The organism is Xenorhabdus sp. TH1, from assembly GCF_037260955.1.
GTDB classification, from domain to species: Bacteria; Pseudomonadota; Gammaproteobacteria; order Enterobacterales; family Enterobacteriaceae; genus Xenorhabdus; species Xenorhabdus griffiniae.
Window position 1 is genome coordinate 369,848 of record NZ_CP147734.1, and the last position, 23,144, is coordinate 392,991.

General features: G+C 46.1%; 6 protein-coding genes. 3 read left to right on the forward strand and 3 right to left on the reverse strand.

Annotated elements, in window-relative coordinates:
- Window positions 1-1,848 precede the first annotated feature (1,848 nt).
- A complete protein-coding gene (locus tag WDV74_RS01615) occupies window positions 1,849-17,346 on the forward strand; it encodes an amino acid adenylation domain-containing protein (protein WP_338884195.1) in 15,498 nt (5,165 codons plus the stop codon).
- A 219-nt stretch (window positions 17,347-17,565) separates the two neighbouring features.
- Here WDV74_RS01615 and WDV74_RS01620 read toward each other — a convergent pair whose 3' ends face one another.
- Together WDV74_RS01620 and WDV74_RS01625 are read right to left on the reverse strand one after the other, a co-directional pair.
- Window positions 17,566-17,970, reverse strand: a complete 405-nt coding sequence (locus WDV74_RS01620) for a hypothetical protein (RefSeq protein ID WP_338804335.1) — start codon at window positions 17,968-17,970, stop codon at window positions 17,566-17,568.
- Window positions 17,949-19,316 (reverse strand): MFS transporter, encoded by a 1,368-nt coding sequence (locus WDV74_RS01625; RefSeq protein WP_338884196.1) that lies wholly within the window; start codon window positions 19,314-19,316, stop codon window positions 17,949-17,951. Before WDV74_RS01625 ends, WDV74_RS01620 begins: the two co-directional genes overlap by 22 nt.
- 89 nt (window positions 19,317-19,405) lie before the next feature.
- Between WDV74_RS01625 and WDV74_RS01630 the strand changes: the two genes are divergently transcribed.
- The gene (locus WDV74_RS01630; protein WP_338884197.1) at window positions 19,406-20,299 is read left to right on the forward strand and encodes a LysR family transcriptional regulator; all 894 of its coding nucleotides are present in this window, start codon (window positions 19,406-19,408) and stop codon (window positions 20,297-20,299) included.
- 141 nt (window positions 20,300-20,440) lie between these two features.
- On the opposite strand, the gene WDV74_RS01635 is transcribed toward WDV74_RS01630, so the two are convergent.
- Window positions 20,441-21,352, reverse strand: coding sequence for a LysR family transcriptional regulator (locus tag WDV74_RS01635; protein WP_338884198.1), 912 nt, complete (start codon window positions 21,350-21,352; stop codon window positions 20,441-20,443).
- A 462-nt stretch (window positions 21,353-21,814) separates the two neighbouring features.
- Here WDV74_RS01635 and WDV74_RS01640 point away from each other — a divergent pair, with 462 nt between their 5' ends.
- Window positions 21,815-23,026 carry an MFS transporter gene (locus tag WDV74_RS01640; protein WP_338884199.1) on the forward strand — a complete coding sequence of 404 codons (1,212 nt, stop codon included), beginning with the start codon at window positions 21,815-21,817 and terminating at the stop codon, window positions 23,024-23,026.
- Window positions 23,027-23,144: the final 118 nt, after the last annotated feature.

The following is a 23,144-nucleotide window of genomic DNA, read 5'->3' on the forward strand; positions in this document are numbered from 1 at the left end:
TACCAGATTGTATTCTGTTTCTCTTTGATGGCTTGTCTATGGAAAATGAAGGTATTGAAGTATTTTTTCGAGATATAGCATGAAAATGGGAAAAAACAACAAAAGAACGACATCCTAGAGTAATTAAAACAATCCCTGCGATAAAAGCAAATGAGAGAATAATCCCAATGGTTTTCAATGGATTAAAATAATTGTCTAAAAATGTTACAGAAACCCGACTTGCAGGGACAGAAGACATATTTATTAATCTGATTAAGCCTGTTGTTTTTCCGGGAGGTTCTTGAGGTATTATCTGACTTCTGACGGTACGCAAATAGACATTGAAAACACCATCAAAAGCTATCAATCGCATGTAAGCCAAAAAGGTACATCATATAATAGATAGAAAACATCATTAGCATTGCCAGACAAAATCATTGCACAAAAAGAAATTGTTCCTTCCATATTAAGCCACACAAGTGCAGAAGCACTTTATTCTTCTAAAGAACTATTCCTTCCTGTTTATTAGAATCACTCAATGACTTGAAACTGATTTTATCTTTAATACTGACATTACGTTATTTCAGAAATAGATAATTAATCGTTGAAATAGAAAAAATCCCCCTGCAATAACTAAAATAGAATTGATACCACCATAAAGAGAGATTACTGCTACTTATCCTCTCACGGGTTACTACAAAAATCACTTCCTGAATGGAAAATAGATAATCCATTTCCAAGAAATGGCCTACATAATTACTCTTCCAAAAACATGATTACCACTAAAAACTAAAATATTTATTGAAGATTTTATGCAATGGTTAGAATAAAAAGGTAATCATTAGAATAGGCTTGTTTAAGATCATGAAACACTTCATTTTCACGCAAATGAGACATTGAACAATGCTTTAATGAGAAAATTTCAAGGCAATAACTGGATAAGGATAAAAAAGATATATTAGTAATGCCTATTTCTACGAGGATCTAAATAACGACTCTTAATCCATCTACATCGGTAACCATATCATAATAAATGCCAGTGACAGTATACAGGCATAATTTTGTACTAATTTATCGTATCGTGAATAAAAGTTGCTTATTCCAAAAAGCATCCGACAACATGTTTTTGGCGAAAACAATTAAAAAACTTACCTATGTATAATAAAAAATAATATAGACTTAAATACAAATGAATATCAATATTATAATAGAAAAATAATGTGATAACGAAACAATTAGTAACTAAAAATGGTTATTGGTGGAACGATGAAATTTTAAAATTACATGGAAATTAAGATTGAATAGCATAGATAGCAAGAATAATTATCTATATATGAAGAGAAAATCCTACTGACAGAAGAAGGTTGTTAATATTTCCAATATGAATTAAAAATCACTTGCGAACGGAATACATTATATGAGCAGTAAGTGGATATTTCGATAAATTTTTTAAATGAAAGTCTATATCAGATTGTCTTGATTTGCGTAGCGGCTGAAAAATATTATTTACTCTCTAAGTTTCAGTCAACATTTCATATTTATTTTGTTATGGAATTCAGCGTAATAAAAAATTGATGTAGATCGAAAACGCGTATCTAAAAAAACAGGGAAAAATGGAACCCCTTCTTATGGTTCATCAAATGGATCATTTATTCCGTTGTCTGGGAAATTATTGCCACATCATTTTTTGCTGTGCGGTTATTAACCGGACTATGACATCCAGCGCCTGAGAAAAATATTGTCTGAGTATCTTTCGATGCTTGGCATGCCCGTTGTTATTTCTCCTAAAAGTAAAAGAAAAATATTTGTGACGGCGGCTGGGAATAACAGTTTTCAAATATCCGATAGATTCGTTGAGGTAGTAAGTAAATGAAAGACAGTATTACCAGCACGGAAAATACCCTTAAAGCGGGGTTGCTGGAAACTTGGAACGCCACGGAAACTCCCTATCCTGACCATGTATGCATTCATCAGTTGTTTGAACAACAAGCAGAGAAAACCCCGATTGCCACCGCATTAATCGCTGGCGATCAGACTCTGAGCTATGCGGACCTGAACGCCAGGGCCAACAGGTTGGCTTGCCAACTGATTGAACAAGGGGTTTGCCTGGGTGACCATGTAGCGATCTTGTTAGAACGCTCAATTGAACTGGTGGTGGCTCAGTTAGCTATCCTTAAGGCGGGGGCGGTTTATGTCCCTGTCGATCCCAATGTCCCGGATGAACGGAAAAACTGGCTGATAAACGATTGTGCCGCCAAATTACTGCTAACGGATATGCAGACGGCGATCCCCGCTGAATTGCTTGTCCCGCGGCTCCGTCTTACCGGCGAGATAGAGCCGATTCAAGCAGAAGATCACTGCAATCTTGATTTATCGGGAACCAGTGCCGAACCCGCGTATATCATGTACACTTCTGGTTCGACGGGGACACCAAAAGGCGTCATCGTGCCTCATCGGGCTGTCGTCCGGTTGGTTATCAATAATGGCTATGCTGACATCGAACCTAATGACCGGATTGCCTTCGCCGCTAATCCCGCTTTCGATGCCAGTACCTTTGAAGTTTGGGCGCCGTTGCTTAACGGTGCTGCGCTGGTGGTTATTGATCATACTACGTTGCTGACACCGCGGGATTTTGTTCAGGCGTTACAGGCGCATCGCATTACGGTTCTGTGGATGAGTGTCGGGCTGTTTAACCGGCTGGCGGAGGAACTATCCCCAGTGTGGCCTCAGCTTAAAATACTGCTGGTGGGAGGGGATGTCCTCGATCCGCATATCATTGCTCAAGTGCTGCGTAAAAACCCGCCACAAAAGTTATTGAATGCCTACGGTCCGAGTGAGGGAACCACGTTTACCACGACTTACCCTATTCACGGCTTAACATCGGGTACAACTTCAATTCCTATTGGTCGGCCTATTGCCAACACCCGAATTTATTTGCTGGATACTGACGGCCAGCCGGTGCCATTGGGGATGACCGGTGAGATTTATATCGGGGGTGACGGAGTGGCCTGCGGTTATCTCAATCGCCCTGAACTGACTGCTGAACGCTTTCTCCCCGATCCATTTAGCAATAAACCGAATGCACGTATGTATCGCACCGGCGATTTAGCCCGCTATCTGCCGGACGGCAATCTTGAATTTTTGGGCCGTAACGACCAACAGGTGAAAATCCGCGGTTTCAGGATTGAACCGGGAGAAATTGAAGCTCGACTGGTGGAGTATCCGGCAATACGTGAAGCGGTGGTGCTGGCATTAGGAGAGGGGCAAGACAAACAACTGGTTGCTTATGTGCTAACCCAAGAGAGTGACGGTTTGGCTGTTCGCCTGCGTGAACACCTGAGTGTGCGGTTGCCGGATTATATGCTACCGGCGGCCTTTGTGCGTCTGGATGAATTCCCATTGACGCCGAATGGTAAATTGGATCGCCGAGCGTTGCCAGCACCAGGGGAGGATGCCTTCGCCCGTCAGGTTTATGCCGCCCCGTTAGGAGAAAAGGAAATTATTCTGGCGACCCTTTGGCGCGAATTACTGGGTATTGAGCGAATTAGCCGACATGATAGTTTCTTTGCGCTGGGCGGTCACTCTTTGCTCGGTATCCGGATGATTGAACGCCTGCATAACCTGGGATTGACACTGGCCGCCCGTAACCTGTTTCAATGTCCGGTGTTGTCAGAACTGGCCCAGGCATTGGAACAACATCAGGCTGTAGTCGTACCGCCGAATGTCATTACCCCAGCGACCACCGTGCTGACACCCGCAATGTTGCCACTGATTGATCTGTCCCAGTCTGAGATTGACAACATTGTTGAACAGGTGCCGGGTGGGATCGCTAATATTCAGGATATTTATGCTCTGTCGCCGTTGCAGGACGGTATCTTATTTCACCATCTGCTGGCGAAGGAAGGTGACCCTTATCTGTTGGCCTACCCGATGATTTTTTCTGACCGGACGCTGCTGGATCGCTATCTGGCAGCCGTGCAACAGGTGGTTGATCGCCATGATATCTTGCGAACCGCATTTATCTGGCAGGGATTACCTGCACCGGCGCAGGTGGTTTGGCGTCAAGCGCCTTTATCGGTCACTGAACTGACTCTGGATCCGGCTGATGGGCCAGTGGGTGAGCAATTGGCTCACCGCTTTGACCCACGTCAGTACCGTTTTGATCTGAGTCAGGCTCCATTGTTGCGCTTTGTAGTAGCACAAGAAACAGTAGCACAAGAAACAGCAGCACAAGAAACGGATGGCCGCTGGCATGTGCTGCAATTGCAGCATCATCTGATTGGCGATCATACGACAATGGAAGTGATGCACCGCGAAGTGCAAGTTTGTCTTGCCGGGCAAGATGACAACTTGCCAGTACCGGTGCCTTTCCGCAATCTGGTGGCGCAGGCTCGATTGAATGCCAATCAAGCAGAACATACCCGTTTCTTTACTGATATGTTGGCTGACGTGGATGAGCCGACGCTGCCGTTTGGTCTCACCGAAGTGCATCGTGATGGTTCGCAAGTTACACAATCACACCGGATGTTATCGCCGGAATTAAACGACCGTCTTCGTCAACAGGCAAAACGTCTGGGCGTCAGTGTAGCAACATTGTGTCATTTGGCTTGGGCGCAGGTGCTGTCGCAGACCAGTGGTCAGGAAAAAGTGGTGTTTGGCACGGTGCTGTTTGGGCGTATGGCGGCGGGGGAAGGGGTTGATAGCGGCATGGGGCTGTTTATCAATACCTTGCCGTTGCGACTGGATATGGATGATACACCGGTGCACGACAGCGTACGGCTGGCACAGTCTCGGTTGGCCGGATTGCTGGATTATGAGCATACTTCACTGGCGCAGGCCCAACGTTGCAGTGGCGTAGCGGGTGGCACGCCACTATTTAGCGCCCTGTTGAACTACCGACATAATGAGCAGCCACTGATCCCACATGAGGTTGTACCGGGTATCGAATTTCTGGGTGAACAGGAGCGAACCAACTATCCGTTAGTGCTGTCGGTAGAGGATGGCGGTTCTACTCTGGGGCTGACTGCTCAGGTAGTACAGCCATTTGAGCCGGATCGGGTATGTGGTTATATGCAACAGGCGCTGACCAGTCTGGCAGAAGCGCTGGAGCAAGCACCAGAAACACCGGTACGGGAACTGAACATTTTGCCTGCAACGGAACGTACGTTATTGCTGGAAACCTGGAACGCAACTGAAACACCGTATCCTGGGCAGTTATGCATTCATCAGTTGTTTGAACAACAAGCAGAGAAAACGCCGGTTGCTACAGCGCTGATAGCGGGAGATCAAACCCTCAGTTATATGGAACTGAATATCCGTGCTAACCGGCTGGCTCGTCAGTTAATTGAGCAAGGGGTTTATCCGGGGGAACATGTTGCGCTCTTGTTAGAGCGATCCATTGAATTGGTCGTGGCTCAGTTAGCTATTCTCAAAGCGGGTGCGGTGTATGTCCCGATAGATCCGGGTGTACCGGACGAGCGGAAAAACTGGTTGATAAAAGATTGTTCAGCCAAATTGCTGCTCACCGATATGTGGACTGATATTTCGGCTGATCTCCTGACTGTGCCGATATTTCGCTTCTCTGGTGAAATGAGCACCATCGGGGAAGAAGATCGCCTCAATCTTAATTTACCCGCTTCCAGCACGGGAGCGGCGTATATCATGTATACCTCTGGCTCTACTGGTACACCCAAAGGCGTGGTAGTGCCTCATCGGGCGGTGGTTCGGTTGGTTATCAATAATGGTTATGCTGAAACCGGACAGGCTGACCGAGTGGCCTTTACCGCTAACCCGGCTTTCGACGCCAGTACCTTCGAAGTCTGGACGCCTTTGCTCAATGGTGGCGCGCTGGTGGTCATCGACCACGCGACCTTATTGACGCCACAGGCGTTTGTTCAGAGTTTACAAGTTCACCGGATCACTGTCCTATGGCTGACGGTTGGATTGTTTAACCGACTGGCAACGGAGTTGTCTGCGGTTCTCCCACAGATCAATATCTTGATTGTCGGAGGGGATGTTCTAAATCCGCATGTGATCGCTCAGGTCCTGCGTCATAGCCCACCTCAGCAGTTATTGAATGGCTATGGGCCGAGTGAAGGAACGACGTTTACCACGACATACCGTATCACTGAATTGCCGGAAGGGATGACAAAACTTCCCATTGGCCGACCCATCGCTAACACACGCCTCTATTTATTGAACGCTTATGGCCAACCAGTGCCACTGGGGGCGATCGGTGAAATTTATATTGGTGGAGACGGTGTTGCCTGTGGTTATTTGAATCGGCCTGAACTCACAGCTGAATGCTTCCTGGTTGATCCTTTTAGTGATAAACCGGCGGCGCGCATGTATCGAACCGGCGATTTCGCCCGCTATCTGCCGGATGGCAATCTGGAATTTTTTGGCCGTAATGATCAGCAGGTCAAAATCCGTGGTTTTCGGATTGAACCAGGGGAAATTGAAGCGCGCTTGAAGGAGTACACTGCGGTGCGTGAGGCTGCGGTGCTGGTGTTAGGTGACGGGCAGGACAAACGGCTGGTCGCCTATATCATAGCGCAAGCAGATGATGGATTAATCAACAACCTGCGTACCCACTTAAGCGCAATCTTACCTGATTATATGGTGCCGGCGGCTTTTGTCCGTCTGGATGAATTCCCGTTGACGCCAAACGGTAAGTTGGATCGTCGGGCATTGCCGATGTCGGGGGAGGAAGACTTTGCCCGTCAGGTTTATGAAGCGCCACAAGGGGAAGTAGAAACGGCATTAGCGGCTATCTGGCGTGAGGTGTTAGGGGTTGAACAGATTAGTCGGCATGACAATTTCTTTGCTCTGGGGGGCCATTCGCTGTTGGCGATGCGGGTGATGAACCGTGTTGCGGCTTTAGGTGCCGAACTGCCGCTGACTACATTGTTTAAATCGCCTGTCTTGCTGGCTTTTGCTAAGGTGGTTGATGAGCATCTTTATGAACAAAGTGGGGCATTGCCTGCCATCACTCCGACACCCCATGATAGAGCGCTGCCCCTGTCGTTCGCACAACAGCGTCTGTGGTTCCTGGCACAGTTTGAGGGGATGAGTGATACCTACCATATTCCGTTAGCACTGCGTTTACGGGGCCAGCTTGATATTCATGCCTGGCAGCAGGCGCTGAATCACCTGTTTGCGCGCCATGAAGCATTACGTTCCATTTTTATCACGGTAAATGAGCAGCCACAGGTTGAACTCCTGCCGGCGGACTTTGGTTTGCCGATGAAAAAATACGATTTACGTAAAGTGCTTGAGGTGGATGAACAGCTTAAGCGTTTGTGTGAGCAGGAAGCTAAAATGCCGTTTAATCTTGCCTGTGATCCCTTAATTCGTTCTGTTCTGATACAACTGGCTGACGATGAGTATGTCTTCCTGCTGACCCAACACCATATTGTGTCTGATGGCTGGTCTTTAGGAATATTGAAATCAGAACTAAATGCGCTTTATTCAGCCTGTTTAAACCAACAACCTAATCCATTGCCGCCGTTGATGATCCAATACCCTGATTATGCGGCATGGCAGCGTCAGTGGCTTTCTGCAGAAAGGATTCAGGTTCAATCTGATTATTGGCGCAGGGTATTGGCTGACGCGCCAGTTTTGCTGGATTTGCCAACTGATCGACCACGTCCGCCTGAACAGTTGTTTGCCGGGAACCTATGGCCTATCAATCTGGACGCAGAGTTAACAGCATCTCTTAAGCGTCTGAGTGAACAACAGGGAGCCACGTTATTTATGACCTTGCTATCAGCCTGGTCAATAGTTCTGTCGCGTCTGTCAGGTCAGGATGATGTGGTTATCGGTACACCTTTTGCCGGTCGCAGTCGTCGGGAAGTGGAATCCTTGATTGGTTTCTTTGTTAATACCTTGGCCTTGCGTATTGACTTATCGGGTGAGCCTAATGTGACGGAGTTACTGGCGCGTGTGCGGCAAACCGCGCTGGCGGCACAGGAGCATCAAGATTTACCGTTTGAACAAGTGGTAGAAATCGTACAACCACCGCGTAGGCTGGCACATACCCCGTTGTTTCAGGTGATGTTTGCCTGGCAGAGCAATGAGATTGTGGAATGGCGATTGCCGGGGCTGACAATTTCACCGTTCGAGCAAGCCCTTGATGTCGTTAAATTTGATCTTGAACTTAACTTGTTTGAAGAGGAAGACCGGATTGTCGGTTATCTTGGTTACTCAACCGCTTTGTTTGATCAATCGGCAATCGAACGACACGTTGAATATTTGCACACAATACTGCAAGCGATGGTCGCGGATATTCAGCAGCCAGTCGGGGAAATGAATATTCTGGCACCCGTAGAGCGCCAGTTGTTGCTGGAAACCTGGAATGCAACCGTAGCACCATATCCTGAACAATTGTGTATTCATCAGTTGATTGAACAACAGGTAGAGCGAACCCCAGATGCGATAGCGGTAAGGTATGAAAACCAGACGCTCAGCTATGCTGAATTGAATGCCCGTGCCAACCGATTAGCACATCAACTGATGGCATTAGGTGTCATCCCCGATCAACCCGTAGCCATTTGTGTGACCCGATCACTGGAGAGGATCGTGGGATTGCTGGCGGTGTTGAAAGCGGGCGGGGCATATGTGCCATTAGATCCGGCTTATCCGGGCGAACGTCTGGCTTACCTGCTGACTGATGCTGCGCCAACTGTTTTGTTGGCGGATCATATTGGACGGGCTGCATTGGGTGAAGAAGCACTGACGACGTTAACTGTACTCGATCCAAATACTCTGCCGGATCAGCCAGACAATAACCCACAGATCCCTAATCTCACCTCACGGCATCTGGCGTATGTGATCTACACATCCGGCTCCACTGGCAGACCGAAAGGGGTGATGATTGAACATCAGAGTCTGGTTAACCTGACGCTGGAACACATTGCTCAGTTTGATATTGGTGTCACCAGCCGGATGTTGCAGTTTGCCTCATTTGGCTTCGATGCCAGCGTCTGGGAAATCATGATGACGTTGGGCAGTGGGGCTATGCTGGTTATTCCGACGGAAACAATCCGGCAAGACCCGCACCTTCTCTGGCATTATTTGGAAGAGCAATCGGTGACGCACGCTTGTTTGACACCTGCGCTGCTGCGGGATGGTGCGGATTTACCCATGCTGACGATAAAGCCGACCGTGATACTGGGCGGTGAAGCACCTAGTCCGACGCTAATCCAGACATTAAACCGCCAGGCCACGCTATTCAATGCCTATGGCCCGACGGAAATCACCGTTTGCGCTACCACCTGGAATTGCCCGTCAGACTATACAGGGGGATTAATTCCCATCGGTAGACCGACAGTGAACAAACGCGTCTATCTATTGGACAAACATGGTCAGCCGGTGCCGTTGGGCGCCGTAGGTGAATTACATATTGGCGGTGTGGGTATAGCCCGAGGCTATCTCAATCGCCCTGATCTGACGGCTGAACGTTTCCTGATGGATCCTTTTAGTCAGATACCGGATGCACGGATGTACCGCACCGGCGATTTGGCTCGTTACCTGCCGGATGGCAATTTGGTATTTGTTGGCCGTAATGACCAACAAGTTAAAATCCGTGGCTTCCGAATTGAATTGGGAGAGATTGAAACTCGGTTGACTGAACACCCGTTGGTGAGTGAAGCATTGGTCGTGGCGTTGGGTGATGGACAGAATAAACGCTTGGTGGCTTATGTGGTGGCGCAAACCGATGATGGATTGGCTACCAGTCTGCGTGAACATTTGAGTGCGCGGTTGCCGGATTATATGGTGCCGACGGCTTTTGTACGTCTGGATGCGTTTCCGTTGACGCCAAACGGCAAGTTGGATCGCCAGGCGCTGCCCGCACCAGGCGAGAAAGCCTTTGCCCGTCAGGTCTATGAAGCCCCGCAAGGGGAGATAGAAATAGCATTAGCGGCCATTTGGTGTGAATTGCTGGAAGTTGAGAAGATCAGCCGGCACGACAGCTTCTTTGCTCTGGGGGGGCACTCCCTGTTGGCAGTGCGGATGATTGAGCGTTTGCGGTGTATGAGGTTGGGTATCTCGGTACAAGCGTTATTCCAGCATCCGACATTGAGTGTGCTGGCTCAGTCTTTGTCTCAGCATTGTGAGATCAAGGTGCCTGAGAACCGTATTACACCGGATACGTCCGTGTTAACACCGGAGATGTTGCCGCTGATTAACCTCAGTCAGGGTGAAATTGACTGTATTGTTGATCAGATATCGGGTGGGATGGCTAACATTCAAGATATCTATGCCTTGTCTCCGCTACAGGATGGCATTTTATTCCACCATTTGCTGGCAAATGAAGGCGATCCTTATCTTCTGTTAACCCAACAGATGTTTGCCGATCGGTCTTTGCTGGATCGTTATCTGGCAGCCGTTCAACAGGTGGTTGATCGCCATGATATCCTGCGAACCGCTTTTATCTGGGAAGGATTATCCGCTCCAGCTCAGGTGGTTTGTCGTCAAGTTCCCTTATTCATCACAGAATTGACACTCAATCCGGCTGACGGCGCGATCAGTGACCAACTATTCCAACGCTTTGATCCGTGCCAGTATCGCATTGATCTGAGTCAGGCACCGTTGTTGCGCTTTGTTATTGCACAGGATATTGATGGCCGCTGGATCTTGTTGCAACTGTTACATCACCTCATTGGTGACCATACCACGCTGGAAGTGATGAACAGCGAAGTGCAGGCGTATCTTACCGGACGGGGAGACAGTTTGCCTGCGCCAGTACCTTTTCGTACTTTGGTCGCTCAGTCGCGATTGGGGATCAGTCAGGAAGAACATACCCGCTTCTTTACCAATATGCTGGCGGCGGTGGATGAGCCTACATTGCCATTCGGATTGACGGAAGTACACCATGACGGCTCACAGGTGACAGAATCGCACAGAATGCTGCCGCCTGCACTGAATAACCGCCTGCGTAATTTGGCTCGGCGTTTGGGCGTCAGTGTGGCGGCGCTGTGCCATTTGGCCTGGGCGCAGGTATTGTCGCGTACCAGTGGTCAGAGGCAAGTGGTATTTGGCACAGTGCTGTTTGGGCGTATGCAGGCTGGCGAAGGTGCCGACAATGGCATGGGGCTGTTTATTAATACCTTGCCGTTACGGTTGGATATAGATGAAACTCCGGTGCGAGAGAGCGTACAGGCTGCCCATAACCGATTGGCAGGGCTATTAGCGCATGAACATGCATCACTGGCGCTGGCTCAACGTTGCAGTGGGGTAGCGAGTGGGACACCGCTGTTCAATGCGCTGTTAAATTATCGGCATAATACCCAGCCAATCACATCAGATGAGATCATCAGCGGAATTGAATTCCTTGGGGCACAGGAACGGACTAACTACCCGTTTGTATTGTCGGTAGAAGATGGTGGTTCCGATTTGGGGCTGACGACTCAGGTAGTGCAACCTTTTGATCCAGAAAGGATATGCGGTTACATGCAGCAGGCTCTGGAGAGTCTGGTAGACGCACTTGAACAGACGCCAGAAACGCCGGTACAGATGTTGGAAATTTTGCCGGAAACAGAGCGCACATTATTGCTGAAAACCTGGAATGCGACCGAAACACCCTATCCTGATCAACTGTGCATTCATCAATTGTTTGAACAACAGGTGGAGAATGCCCCGGACGCCACGGCATTGGTCTATGAAAACCAAGCCATTAGCTATGCGGAATTAAATATCCGTGCTAACCGGCTGGCTCGTCAGTTAATTGAGCAAGGAGTTTATCCGCGGGAACATGTTGCGCTCTTGTTAGAGCGATCTATTGAGCTGGTCGTGGCTCAGTTAGCTATTCTCAAGGCGGGTGCGGTGTATGTCCCGATAGATCCGGGTGTACCGGACGAGCGGAAGAGTTGGTTGATAAAAGATTGTTCAGCCAAATTGCTGCTCACCGATATGTGGGCTGATATTTCGGCTGACCTCCTGACTGTGCCGATATTACGTTTCTCTGGTGAGATGAGTACCATCAGGGAAGAAGATCTCCTCAATCTTGATTTACCTGCTTCCAGCACGGGAGCGGCGTATATCATGTATACCTCTGGCTCTACTGGCACACCCAAAGGCGTGGTAGTGCCTCATCGGGCGGTGGTTCGGTTGGTTATCAATAATGGTTATGCTGAAACCGGACAGGCTGACCGAGTGGCCTTTACCGCTAACCCGGCTTTCGACGCCAGTACCTTCGAAGTCTGGACGCCTTTGCTCAATGGTGGCGCGCTGGTGGTCATCGACCACGCGACCTTATTGACCCCACAGGCGTTTGTTCAGAGTTTACAAGTTCACCGGATCACTGTCCTGTGGCTGACGGTTGGATTGTTTAACCGACTGGCAGCGGAGTTGTCTGCGGTTCTCCCACAGATCAATATCTTGATTGTCGGAGGGGATGTTCTAAATCCGCATGTGATCGCTCAGGTCCTGCGTCATAGTCCACCTCAGCAGTTATTGAATGGCTATGGACCGAGTGAGGGAACGACGTTTACCACGACATACCGTATCACTGAATTGCCGGAAGGGATGACAAAACTTCCCATTGGCCGACCCATCGCTAACACACGCCTCTATTTATTGAACATTTATGGTCAGCCAGTGCCACTGGGGGCGATCGGTGAGATTTATGTTGGTGGAGACGGTGTTGCCTGTGGTTATCTTAATCGGCCTGAACTTACAGCTGAACGCTTCCTGGCGGATCCTTTTAGTGATAAACCGGCGGCGCGCATGTATCGAACCGGCGATTTAGCCCGCTATCTGCCGGATGGCAATCTGGAATTTGTGGGGCGTAATGATCAGCAAATTAAAATCCGTGGTTTTCGAATTGAACCGGGGGAAATTGAAGCTCGGCTGGCAGAACATTTTGCGGTACGTGAAGCGCAGGTATTAGCGCTGGGTGATGGGCAGGATAAACGTTTGGTCGCTTATGTGTTAGCAGAATCGCATGACGGATTGGCTGCGAGCCTGCGTGAGCATTTGAGTGCCCTGTTACCTGATTATATGGTGCCGGCGGCTTTCGTCTGTTTGAGCGCTTTCCCGCTAACTTCTAACGGCAAGTTGGATCGTCGGGCATTGCCAGCTCCGGGAGAGGAAGACTTTGCCCGTCAGGTGTATGAAGCGCCACAAGGGGAAGTAGAAACGGCATTAGCGGCTATCTGGCGTGAGGTGTTAGGGGTTGAACAGATTAGTCGACATGATAATTTCTTCGCGTTGGGAGGGCATTCATTGATGGCTGCGCGAGTGATGAATCGTGTAGCCGCTTTCGGTGCTGAGCTTCCGCTTGTTACCTTGTTTATGGCACCTACTCTGGCTGCTTTTGCGGAGAGAATTTACGCACAATGTAATGAGGATAGTGACAGGTTGCCTGAGATTACTCCGGTATCTCGCGAGAGTGCTCTGCCACTGTCGTTTAGCCAGCATCATTTGTGGTTCATTTCGCAGTTTGAAAGGGTGAGTGATACTTACCATATTCCTGTAATACAGCGTGTGCGTGGTCAGTTTGATATCGCTGCCTGGCAGCAGGCGCTGAATGCGCTGTTTGCCCGCCACGAAGCCTTGCGTTCTGTCATTGTGACGGTTGACGGCCAACCCCAAGTCAAGCTATTACCGCCTGAACCCGGTCTATCCATGAAGCAATATGATCTGCGCGGCGTACCTGATGCGGATGGACAACTTAAGCGTTTGTGTATGGAGGAGTTTGGGCGATCGTTTGATCTTGCACAGGGATCATTAATCCGCTCCAGTTTGATACAGCTGGCGGACAATGATTATGTATTTTTGTTGATCTTACATCATATTATTTTTGATGGCTGGTCTTTGGGAATACTGAACACAGAGCTAAGTGCCCTCTATACAGCTTTTTTGACCGGTCAACCTGATCCACTACCGCCGTTGATGATTCAGTATCCTGATTATGCGGCATGGCAGCGTCAGTGGCTTTCGGGTGAGCGCTTACAGTCCCAATCTGACTGTTGGCGTACCATGTTGGCTGGTACACCGGTACTGCTTGATTTACCAACCGATCGGCCACGTCCCCCCCAGCAATCGTTTATAGGGAGTTCATTGCCTATCAATCTGGATGAAGTGTTAACGAAATCCCTCAAGCGCCTGAGTGAACAGCAAGGGACAACGTTATTCATAACCATTCTGTCAGCTTGGGCGATGGTTCTGTCACGTCTGTCAGGCCAGAGTGATCTCGTTATCGGCACACCTTTTGCTGGCCGTGGTCGTCAGGAAATTGAATCCTTGGTGGGTTTCTTTGTCAATGTATTGGCTTTACGTATCGACTTATCGGGCACGCCGGATGTGGCGGAATTACTGGCGCGTGTACGGCAAACTGCGTTGGCAGCACAGGATAATCAGGATCTGCCGTTTGAACAGGTGCTGGAAATTGTGCAACCACCGCGCAGACTGGCGCATACCCCGCTGTTCCAGGTGATGTTTGCCTGGCAGAACAATGAGAGAATAGAGTGGAAATTGCCAGAGCTGGAAGTCTTACCGGTTGATCAGGGTTTTGATGTGGTTAAGTTTGATCTTGAACTTAACCTGTTTGAGGAAGAAGGCAGAATTGCAGGTACTCTGAATTATGCAACGGCCTTGTTTGATCAACAGACAATCGAGCGGTATGTGGGTTATCTGCACACCGTATTGCAAGTCATGGTGGCTAATCCACAACAACCCGTCAGGGAAATTGATATTTTGTCGCCAGCGGAACGTAAGTTGTTGCTGGAAACGCGGAATGCGACGGAAATAGCCTATTCCGAGCAAATGTGTATCCATCAGTGGGTTGAACAACAGGTGGAGAAAACCCCAAATGCTACAGCGATGATACATCGGGAGCAGATCTTCAGCTATGCGGAACTGAATGTTCAGGCCAACCGACTCGCTCATCAGCTTATCTCTCTGGGGGTAGTACCGGAGCAGCGGGTGGCGATTTGTGTGACCCGGTCGCCAGCGATGGTGGTGGCGCTATTGGCAGTACTGAAAGCGGGTGGCGCCTACGTACCACTGGATCCCGCCTATCCGGGTGATCGTCTGGCGTATATGCTGAATGATGCTGCTCCGTTGGTAGTACTGGCGGATAATATCGGGCGTGCTGCATTAGGTGAAGAAGCACTGGCGAAATTAACCGTACTTGACCCGAATACTCTGTCTGACCAACCGGATAACAATCCGCAGATCCCAGCGTTAACTCCACGGCATCTGGCCTATGTGATTTATACTTCTGGCTCGACCGGTATGCCGAAAGGAGTGATGGTTGAACATCGTGGGTTGGTCAACCTTATCCGAGATAAAATCAGCCAGTTTGACATTCATTCTCATAGCCGGATGTTGCAATTCGCCTCATTTAGTTTCGATGCCAGCGTCTGGGAAATCATGATGGCATTGTGTGGTGGTGCCACCTTGGATATTCCTGTCGATGCGGTTCGTCAGGATCCACTCCGCCTTTGGCATTATCTGGAAAAACAGGCGGTGACTCATGCCTGCCTGCCACCGGCTTTGCTCAGGGATGGCGCAGATTTACCAGAGATAAACATAAGACCAACGTTGATACTGGGCGGAGAAGCTCCTGGTGCGGCGCTACTTCAGTCACTGTGTGGCCGTGCCACGCTGTTCAATGCCTACGGTCCGACAGAAATCACGGTATGTGCCACCACCTGGCGTTGTCCGGCAGATTATATCGATACATTAACGCCTATCGGACGTCCGACAGCCAACACCTGTGTTTATCTGCTGGATGATTGCGGCCAGCCGGTTCCACTGGGAGCGGTCGGCGAGTTGTATATTGGTGGTGATGGTGTAGCACGTGGCTATCTCAATCGCCCTGATCTGACGGCTGAACGTTTTCTGACGGATCCTTTTAGTCAGATACCGGATGCACGGATGTACCGCACCGGTGATTTGGCCCGTTACTTGCCGGATGGTAACTTAGTATTTATTGGCCGTAATGACCAGCAAGTGAAAATTCGGGGATTCCGTGTTGAGCCGGGGGAAATCGAAGCTCGGCTGATGGAGTACCCGACCGTGCGTGAAGCTATCGTCCTGGCTTTGGGTGAGGGGCAGGATAAACGTCTGGTAGCTTATGTGGTGGCACCGGCGGATGATGGCCTGACAACCTGTTTGTATAGCCATTTGAGAGCACTGTTGCCTGACTACATGGTGCCGGCTGCTTTTGTCCGTCTGGATGCATTTCCGCTAAGTCCTAACGGTAAGTTGGATTGTCAGGCACTGCCGGAGCCTGATCAGAATGCCTTTGTTCATCAAGCCTATGAAGCGCCGCTGGGGGAGGTTGAGATCGCAATGGCTGCTATCTGGCGTGAATTGTTGGAGGTTGAGCAAATAGGCCGATATGACAATTTCTTTGCGTTGGGGGGACACTCGCTGCTTGCTATGCGGATGATAAACCTTGCCGCAGGTCGTGGTTTGATGTGTACATTGAATAACCTATTCCAATTCCCTGTGCTGGCTGAACTGGTATCAAAAATCACATTAGATCCACTGTCCCAGCCGCAAAGCAGCGCGATACCTGTGCGACCCTTCGGAACGGAGCCGCCGTTATTCTTTGTGCCTAGTGGTATGTACGATTACTCCTATGTCTTTGGATTAGCAAAACATATTCAGTCTGACTATCCGATTTATGCCCTGCCCTGGCCGTCCATCAATGACGAGGCAATATCGGCTCTTGAGGAGTTGGCTGCCAAAATGATCACCTTTATGAAGGCTGTTCAACCGGAAGGCCGATACCGGATCTACGGTTACTCTTCTGGTGGCGTACTGGCCTATGCCATTGCCCAGCAACTTTTAAATGCCGGTGAGACCGTCGATTTTCTGGGTTTGATTGATACGCCTGCTCCTCACTGCTTCAAGCAGCAGGTTATTCAACCAAAGCTCCACTTTCTTGTTGAACTGGCAAAACAGTCGGGCGGGGAACATGAAGAGGAGATTGCGGTATTGCATCAGAGAATTGATAAACTGAATTTGGTGCAATTTATTGCCGCAGCGCAGGAATTGGGATTATACCCGGCAAACCTGCATCCTGACTTGATCGCAAGACGTTGGGAACAGATGGGAAATTATGTGCAAATGGTCAAAGAGTATGAACCACAAACATTGGCGATAACGCTCCACCAGTTCTATGCGACAGAACCTTATCCGCAACTTCCTTTCGTTACGGGATCCGCATTACCTTCTTTGAGTATGGAACCGTCGTTAGGCTGGAAGCAGATCATGCCTGATTATTTGCTCCAGCTAATCTCTGTACCAGGTGACCACTTTAGCCTGATGGAGGAGAGTAAAAATAAAGTCATTTTGGCTAAAACCTTAAGTATGGCGTTGGCAACGACGTGTGAAGCGGAGGCGGTGTAATGTCAGTGATAATATCAATATAAATTAGCCTGATTATTGTGCGCGAGACCAGCATGGTTGGTCTCGCCTATTTTTTTGGATTAATGTAAATAGCGTTTCAAAATGATAGGCGTATTTCTTACCCCGCGCTCCGCGCGGGGTACAACATCTGATACTCTCAGTATTATGAAAACCTATTTACTTGAATAATTGGATATTTAACCATGCCTGAGTAAAATTTTATTCTGAAATCGCTGTTTCATGTAAATAATGCCATTGAGGATGATCATTATGGAATGAGATAACTGCCAATGACCAACGGTAATTCGTATTGCCATCTTTGGTCTGTTTTTCACGATAACGCACCGCAACATATTCTTTACTAAATGCGATCACAGTACAGTTATCAACTTCAATTTTAAAATTTGGTCTGGAACCCATACTATTAACAAACATTTCTTTTACTTGATTTAATGAGACATGCTGACCAGCCAAAGTGATCATAGTAAAATCAGGGGTAAAACTATTTAGTAGTTTATTCAATGAGTCAGAATTATCTTCCTGTTTATTGGTAAAAACATTTTCAATCCATTGATGAATATCAATAACACTTTGGCAGGCAATTAACTCTTTTTGTTTTCGCATATTTTCTCCGCGTGTTTTTTTAAATTATGCAGAATGGTTAAAGGTAATAAACCGATTATCGCTGCAAGGATAAAAGTTAAGTGATACGCATTAGTAGAAATAGATCTTTGCTGTAATAAATTAAAAATCATGGTGAATAACGCCGTGCCAATACTAAATGACATTTGACGATTGATATTCCAAATCACACTGGCACGGGATAATTTTTCATTGGTAAAATCCATTAGCGCAGTTGTCTGTGCCGTGTTAGCACCAATGCCTCCACCAATTCCCATCAGCAAATACGCGACAATCAAGCCGAGTACATCGTTTGCATGATTAATGGTAGCTAAGAAAGCAATACCAATAGCATGAAGTACAATCCCACATAAAAATAGACGATAGGCGCCCAAACGGTTATACATTCGTCCACATATTAATATGGCACCAAATGCACCAATAGCATATAAGATCATGAGAGATCCGGTTTTTTCCGCTGACCATCCTAGTTGTTGTTGCAGGTAAAAAATATTCAGCAGATTAACTCCAGTAAATACACCTGGAATTGAGTGATAAATCAATACTGAAATACCCATGCGAGTATTTTTTATTACAGACAGATCCAGAATAGCATTTTGCACACGATGGTAATGTCGTATATAAAACAAAGTAAAAAAAGCGCCACTGGTCAAGAAAATAACTGGCAGCCATTTTAAGGTTGCATTAGCGTACATAGAAAGCCCTAATAACAAAAATACCAATGCTAAGCTAACTAATAACAACCCCTTTAAATCAGGTTTTTGAGCAGAAATTGTTTCATTACGCATCCAAATAAATGAAAGAATGGATGCTAGCAAGCTGAAAGGTATATTGCTAAGAAACACCCAATTCCAGCTATAGTGATCAACAATAGCCCCCCCAACACTCGGGGAAATAGCCGGTGCAATGAGTGCAACAGTCATAACCAATGTCGAGATTTTTGCCCGTTCATGTTTTTTAAACAACCCAAAGGTTAACGCTTGCCCGACCGGAATCAACAAACCGCCTCCTAGTCCTTGAATAAAGCGCCACAATACTAAATCATAGAAATGTTCCGCCAGACCAGAAAACAGAGCAGCTATAGAGAAAAGTAGCATCGAAGCTGCCATGATTTGCCGTGTGCCAAATCGTTCAGCTAACCAGCTACTAATAGGTATAATAAGTGTCAAACCCAGAATATAACTATTGGATACCCAAGCTACACTAGATTCAGAAACAGACATTTGATCGGCAATATTGGGCAAAGCAATTGACGACATAAAAATATTGATGCAATCAATAAAGAAACCAAGCAAAAATATTAATGCAATACGATAGCGATAACTCATTATTTTACCTCCGTTCAGGAAGTTTAATAACCATTGACTTATTTAGTCTATTAATTTAATTTAAACATTTAATTTAATTAGATTTAACAATGAAAATGCAACCTCATCTCAACCGGATACAAACATTTATTACCGTAGTAGAATGCGGATCTTTCACTCGTGCAGCGGAAACCTTATTTATTAGCAAAGCCGTAGCCAGCATTCATGTGAAAACACTCGAAGAAGATTTAAACATACCATTGTTAGTGCGTAATACTCGTGGCATTGCATTAACAGAAGCAGGAAGAGAGTTTTATGAGGATTTTAAAAAGATATTTAATAACATTCAGGATGCTTTTGATAATGTTGCGGAACGACATCACTCCCTGGCTGGGAAATTACGTATTACTTCCACCGTTGAGTTTGGTGAAAAATTTCTTCTTCCTTTAATCAGTCAATTCTGTAAAATTTATCCTCAATTAGAAGTTGGTTATTTTGCTGACTCAACTTTAAATGATTTAATTACAGAAAGAATTGATCTTGCGATTCGACTGGGGATATTAAATGATTCAACACTGAAAAGCAGGCATCTGGCTACTTATAAAATTAAACTAGTGGCTGCCCCAGATTGGATCGAACAAAACTCCGTTATTGAACCAATAGATCTGAATAAAGTTAACTGGATTGCCAACACTAACTTACAAAACCCAACTCAATGGGAATTAAATCATCCTATTTATCCCAAGATCAATGTCCGTGGGAAAGTGAAATATGCCTCAAATAACATTTCTGCAATTCGCTCCCTAACCTTGTCTGGTTTAGGCGTATCTATACTACCAGAATGGTTTATCAATGGGGATATAGCATCCGGTACTTTGGTAGAACTTTTCCCTGAATATCATCTACCAAAGCAGGAAATATCGATTGTATTTCCAAATAATGTGCAACTTCAACGTAAGAATCGTCTTTTTATAGATTATCTATTAGAAAACCTGGTTATGTGAGCAAGAAAAATAGTGATAATTTTGGGATCAAGGAGAGTGAGAAAATGGACTAAAAATAAACAGTCTTCATTCTCAATTCAAGGGAGTATATCGCTCAATTTGAAGTAACCAATTTTTATTGATCACTTCAATAATACTGTTTTAGTTCTCTTTATTATTAAGTAAACTGTTTAAACTATTAATGACTATTTCTCTGGTTTCACTCTTACGTATGACTGCATAGACATCAATATTCAAAGATTGAGCAGCAACGTCATCTAATTCTCTGTAACAAAGTCCTTTTTGATTAGAAATACATATAGAACGGGGCATGAGCGCCATTCCTTTTCCTCTTGAAATATCAGAAAGCATGACCAGTGAATCATCAGGTTCCTTACATCTCTTTAATAAGAACGGTAATTGTTGAAAATAATTTTCACATTTGTCATAAAAAATGGGATTTGCATTTCTTGAAAACCAAAAAAGGGGGAGATCTGAAACCTCTGTAAGAGAAACTTTTTCTTTCAGACTAGCGGGATGAGAAGACGGCATTGCGAGCAAAAGGGGTTCACGGTAGAGCAAGTAAAATTTAAGCTCATGTTCATTATGTAGACTCTTCTCTCCTATAATAACAATATCCATTTTACCTTTTGCAAGAAAATGTAAGAGCTGGCTAGAAACCAGATGCGGTGTGTCAATTTCATCTCCTGTCATAAGAGCTTTAATCTTATTATGGAGCTCCGATATATTGTTAAAATTTAGCGTACAAGTAAGTCCAATACGTAAATAAACTTCCTCATTTTTAATTTCACGCATGAACAGAGTGAATTCATTGATGAGGTGTGTTGCTTTTTCAACCAGCATCAACCCGTTGTTTGTCAGATGAACTTCATGAGTATTCCGGGTAAAAAGATCACAACCGAGAGTTTCTTCGAGGCATTTGATATGACGAGTCAGGGGAGGCTGTGTCATATGTAGCCTTTCTGCTGCCCTTCTAAAATTAAGCTCTTGAGCAACGGCTAAAAAACATTGTAACTGTTTTATGCTGGGTAGCTTATTATTAATGTTGTCCACAAATTCTCCATTCCATTAATTGAGTGGCATATTGAATGACAAACACATTATCCGCTCATTTTTTCACATTATATCAATTTAAATCTTATGCAAATAATTTGTAAATTATTGAGTGCGAATAATAAGGCTAAATAGCGTTTCAAAATGATAGGCGTATTTCCTACCCCGTGCGAGGTAAGGAACTCCAACATCTGATACTCATCAGTATGATGAAAACCTATTTAGTGATATCAAAAATGAATTACAAAATTAACAATTCTCATGAAAATTCATCGTAGTATTTTGATATTTGAAGGGCTAAATAAGCGTTCTAAAAAATAATACTTTTGTGGCGTACAGTTCATGAACTTCTCGAATTGCGCTCATAAAACCAGTATATGTAAGCTCCAATGAAAATTTCTTTGATTATGTGAAGATGAAAGAATGGGGCAACATTTAACATCTATTCAAAGGTTGTAATTCATGACATCAAAAATTAAAAGTCCTGAAATGTCGTTTAGGACATGGCTAGCTTTGTTTATTCTTGCAATATCAACGTTTACTATTGTGACGACTGAACTGGCTCCTGTTGGCCTGCTGACACCGATAGCAGATGGCCTTAATACTTCAGAGTCCAGCATTGGGATGACGGTATCACTGTACGCATGGGGTGGGGCATTAAGTGCGCTTTTTGCGTCTGTTTTTTTGGGAAATTTCCCCAAAAAGATCCTGTTGTTAACGCTGACAATCATCTTGGCTGTATCAAATATCTTGTCTGCAACCATTGATTCATTTGAAGTGCTCTTGGTTGCCCGTGTTATTGGATCTGTAGCCCATGGTGCTTTTTGGGCGATGATAGGTGCGACGACGGTAGCAATGGTTCCGATAAAGTATCTGGGTACAGCAACATCAATTGTCTTTGGTGGAGTTTCAGCCGCCAGCGTATTGGGTGTCCCTTTGTCTAACTATATCGGTTTGCACTTTGGTTGGCGCCAAGCGTTTTGGTTGATGGCACTACTGAGTGTGGTTGCATTCTTTGGCATCATGCTTCTTGTTCCTAAAGTTACAACTAAAAGTACAATTGGTATTAACGCCTTAAAAAGTGTGTTGAGTTCAGCCATACAGTGGAAAATTTATGCGGCCACATTACTTGCTATTACAGCACACTTTGCTGCGTTTACTTTCATCGAACCCTGGCTCAATGCGCAACTAATATTTTCGAAGGATTTCATCCCTACAATCTTATTCATTTATGGTATTGCAGGTTTAGGCGGTAATTTCCTGACCGGCATTGTCATTGATAAACACCTTAAAACTACGGTCACACTGTCTGCTTTGCTTATCGGGATTGTTCTTCTGATCTTAGGTATCAGAGCAGAATCACTATCCCGCACAGATATCCTGATAGCGATAGTTTTATGGGGCGTCGCAATTTCTGGGATTTTCGTGGGCTTCCAAACCTGGGTTCTCCGTCTGGCCGGCGATAAAACGTTTCCAGCATCTGCGGTTTATGTTTCGTTTTTTAACGGAGCAATCGGAATGGGGGCTTTAGTGGGAGCCTGGATGGTCTCAGCGTTGTCACTTCATGCACTCTTTGTGACCGCAGGTGCTGTAATCGCTCTGTCCATACTTATTATCTCTACGATCCCTTCCAACATTTCCACCAGTAACACTCTTACGGAGAAAGCTATATGAAACAAGGTACTGAATTGACAAATCATGGTCGGGACATTATGAATCAGTCACTATGCAACAATGCAGATCTCTATCTGTCATGGCTGGTATTTACCTATTTTTTAAAATCAGACTAATT

What these genes read in the sequence shown, in the direction of transcription:
- WDV74_RS01615 (WP_338884195.1), top strand. Translation starts at nt 1,849, where the DNA reads ATGAAAGACAGTATTACCAGCACGGAAAATACCCTTAAAGCGGGGTTG.
- WDV74_RS01620 (WP_338804335.1), bottom strand. Translation starts at nt 17,970, where the DNA reads ATGCGAAAACAAAAAGAGTTAATTGCCTGCCAAAGTGTTATTGATATT.
- WDV74_RS01625 (WP_338884196.1), bottom strand. Translation starts at nt 19,316, where the DNA reads ATGAGTTATCGCTATCGTATTGCATTAATATTTTTGCTTGGTTTCTTT.
- WDV74_RS01630 (WP_338884197.1), top strand. Translation starts at nt 19,406, where the DNA reads ATGAAAATGCAACCTCATCTCAACCGGATACAAACATTTATTACCGTA.
- WDV74_RS01640 (WP_338884199.1), top strand. Translation starts at nt 21,815, where the DNA reads ATGACATCAAAAATTAAAAGTCCTGAAATGTCGTTTAGGACATGGCTA.